Annotated in this window: 4 protein-coding genes and 1 pseudogene; 4 read left to right on the forward strand and 1 reads right to left on the reverse strand. The window is 70.3% G+C overall.

Features of this window, described 5'->3' with window-relative positions:
* The 4 genes and pseudogenes from AC1DY5_RS48135 to AC1DY5_RS48150 all read left to right on the forward strand — a co-directional run.
* Positions 1-724, forward strand: a pseudogene (locus tag AC1DY5_RS48135) (helix-turn-helix domain-containing protein); the annotation flags it as partial.
* A 46-nt stretch (positions 725-770) separates the two neighbouring features.
* Positions 771-1,448, forward strand: a complete 678-nt coding sequence (locus AC1DY5_RS48140; RefSeq protein WP_478121415.1) for a Vgb family protein — start codon at positions 771-773, stop codon at positions 1,446-1,448.
* A 32-nt stretch (positions 1,449-1,480) separates the two neighbouring features.
* Complete coding sequence (locus tag AC1DY5_RS48145) at positions 1,481-2,269, forward strand: DUF899 domain-containing protein (RefSeq protein WP_478121416.1); 789 nt, start codon at positions 1,481-1,483, stop codon at positions 2,267-2,269.
* 36 nt (positions 2,270-2,305) lie between these two features.
* Positions 2,306-2,935, forward strand: coding sequence for a hypothetical protein (locus AC1DY5_RS48150; RefSeq protein WP_478121417.1), 630 nt, complete (start codon positions 2,306-2,308; stop codon positions 2,933-2,935).
* On the opposite strand, the gene AC1DY5_RS48155 is transcribed toward AC1DY5_RS48150, so the two are convergent.
* Positions 2,932-3,353: methyltransferase domain-containing protein (locus AC1DY5_RS48155; RefSeq protein ID WP_478121418.1), on the reverse strand; the 422-nt coding region annotated here is incomplete at its 5' end. The two genes, AC1DY5_RS48150 and AC1DY5_RS48155, sit on opposite strands and share 4 nt — an antisense overlap.

Raw genomic sequence — 3,353 nt, forward strand, 5'->3', positions numbered from 1 at the left:
GGCGGCGCTCACCCGCGCGCACGAGGCGGCCGCCCGCGCACGCGTGCCGGCCCTGCTGGCCGAAGTGGCGGAGGCACGGGCCGCGCTCGATCGTCCCGCGGCCCGGCGCCTGGACACCGGCGGCGAGCAGGCGCTGCGCCTCGAGGAGGTCGCAGCCCTGCTGGACTCAGGCACGCTGGTGGTCGACGCCTGCCGTCGCGGTCTGCGCGCCGGCGCCGCGTGGCGTCCGCTGGCACGCAGGCCGGTGCTGTTCGCGCTGGCGCGTGCGCTGGCCGAGGCCTGGCCCGGCGATGTCGACCGCGAGACCTTGATCGCGTGCGCCTTCGCCACCCGCCACCCCGACGAGACCCATCGAGCGCGCCTGCGGGTCGAGATCGGGCGCCTGCGCGCGCTGGTCGCCACGCTGGCGTCGATCGAGGCGACGCCACGAGGCTTCGTCCTCGGGCCCCGCGACGGCCGCGATGTCGCCGTCCTGGCGCCACCGATCGACGGCGAACAGGCATCGCTGATGGCGCTGCTGTCGGACGGCGCGGCATGGTCGACCTCGGCCTTGTCGCTGGCCCTGGGGGCCAGTCAACGCACCGTCCAGCGCGCACTCGTCGAGCTCGAGGCCGCCGGGCGGGTGCGCTCGATCGGCCAGACCCGGGCGCGCCGCTGGCTGTCGCCGCCGCTGGCCGGTTTCACGACGATATTGTTACTCCCCGCTTCGCTCCCGATTGAATAGAGTTGTCTCACCGCGCCGATCCGAGGCGCGACACAAGGAGCCAACGATGACCCGAAAGACAAGCGAGCACAGACCTCAGGCCCCGGTGCGGGCGGCCGAGATCGTGCGTGAATACGGCCCCTTCGCGGGCGCCGAGCGCGTCCACGGCGTGACCCACGACGGCCAGCGCGTGTGGGCCGCCACCGGCGACAGGCTGGTCGCCTTCGATCCCGAAAGCGGCGAGCCCACCCGCACGCTAGCCCACGCCTGCGACGCCGGCACCGCCTACGACGGCAAGTATCTGTACCAGATCGCCGAGGAGCGCATCGACAAGATCRACCCGGCCAGCGGCAACGTGGTGGCGTCGATCCCGACGCCGGGCCACGGGGGCGACTCGGGGCTCACCTGGGCCGAGGGCAGCCTGTGGGTCGGACAGTACCGCGACCGCAAGATCCACCAGATCGACCCTGAAACCGGCGCGGTCAGGCGGACCATCGAATCCAACCGCTTCGTCACCGGCGTCACCTGGGTCGACGGCGAACTGTGGCACGGGACCTGGGAAGGCGACGAGAGCGAGCTCCGCCGCATCGATCCGGACGACGGCGCCGTGCTCGAGCGGCTGGAGATGCCGCCCGGCATCGGCGTCAGCGGACTCGAGTCCGACGGCGCGGATCTCTTCTACTGCGGCGGCGGAGAGAGCGGCAAGGTCCGCGCCGTGCGTCGCCCGAAAAGCGCCAGGCCGTGAGCGCGCACCGCAACCATTCGAAGGAGCACGCGATGAACACCGACATTCCCGCAACGAGCACCGTGAACCATGCCGTCGTCTCCAGGGACCAATGGCTCGCCGAGCGAAAGACCCTGCTGGCGCGCGAAAAGGAGCTGACGCACCTGCGCGACCAGATCGCCCGCGAGCGCCGCGCGCTGCCCTGGGTCCGGATCGACAAGCACTACCTCTTCGACGGACCGGAGAGCCGATGCACGCTCGCCGACCTCTTCGAAGGCCGCCATCAACTGGTGGTGCAGCATTTCATGTTCGGCCCAGGGTGGGAGGAAGGCTGCAAGAGCTGCTCCTTCATGGCCGACCATATCGACGGCATGTCCGTGCATCTGGCGCAGCGCGACCTCACGCTGGTGGTCGTCTCGCGCACGCCGCTGGCCGAGATCGAAGGCTTTCGCCGGCGCATGGGCTGGCAGTTCAAGTGGGTGTCCTCGTACGGCAGCGACTTCAATCACGACTTCGGCGTCAGCTTCACGCCGGAGGAACGCGCCACCGGCCAGGTCGACTACAACTATGCGAAGCAGCCCTTCCCGCACGATGAAGCCCCGGGCATCAGCGTCTTCTACAAGGACGACGCGGGCGAAGTCTTCCACACCTACTCGACCTACGGGCGCGGGGTGGAATTGATGATGGGCGCCTATGCCTTCCTGGACCTCGTTCCGAAGGGACGCGACGAGGACCCGCCGAGCTACGGGATGGAATGGCTGCGACATCACGACCGCTACGCGTCGGCCCCGGCCGCGAAGGCAGCGCCTGCCGCCGGCGCGTGCTGCCAGGCGCAGGCCTGAGACTGCCACGCCACGCTTGACCCGGATGAATGCGCCATGACCCACCTCTGGCCCTGGCTGGCCATCGCCGGACTCGGCGCCTTGCATGGATTGAGTCCAGCCAGCGGCTGGATGTTCGCAGCCGCCTGCGGCGTCCGGGCCCGGGACGGCGCGCATGCGCGACGCGCCCTGCTACCGATTGCCATCGGGCACGCAGCATCGGTGGCGGTCGTGGCCTTGGCCGTTGTGCGAGGCCTGTCGATGGACCGCACGCTGGTCCAGGGACTGGCGGGTGCGCTGCTCGTCGCTGCGGCGGCGTTCCGCCTGCTGCGCCGCGCCGGTCCGCACAGGCCTCTCGCCACGCGGACCGGCCATGCCGGCATCGCGCTCTGGTCCTTCCTGATGGCCACTGCGCACGGGGCCGGCCTGATGCTGGTGCCGGCGCTGGTGCCGCTGTGCCTTGCCGACAATCCGGCGCGGGAGATCACCGCATCGGGCTCGCTGGCCCTGGCACTGGCGGCCGTCGGCGTTCACACGGCGGCGATGCTGGCCACGACCGGCGCGATCGCCAGCGGTGTCTGCCGCGGCGTCGCCCTGCACCCGCGCCTGCTCGGCGGCACGCTGCCGCGGCAGGCCTGGAACGGCGCGCTGGCTGTCACCGGCCTGCTGCTGATGGTGCTTCGCTAACGCGCCGGACCCGCCTCGCACATCAGAAAGACGCTGGCACACAGATCCGGATACTGCTGGCCCAGCTGGTAGCAGCCCTCCAGGTATTCCCCGGAGACGATGTCCGTCGCGAGCAACCGGTCCCATTGAAAGTTCGCCAGCGCCTTGAAGAAGATGCCGGAGCGCTGCAGCACCCTCAACCCGGCCGCCGCGGCATCCCGCTCCAGCGTATCCAGCGCATAGGTGCGCAGATGGCCGTGCTCGGCCTCGGCCGACGTCAAGGCTGCGTTGTGCGTGATCAGGCCCATCTTGACGGCGATCTGGCGGGAGGGTGCGTTGGCATTCGGACAGACCAGGAAAAGGCGCCCACCCTCGGCGAGCCATTCATCGTTGATGCGCCTGAGCAGCCGCACGGGATCGTCGATGTGTTCCAGGACAT

The organism is Variovorax sp. P4_D9 (genome assembly GCF_056401695.1).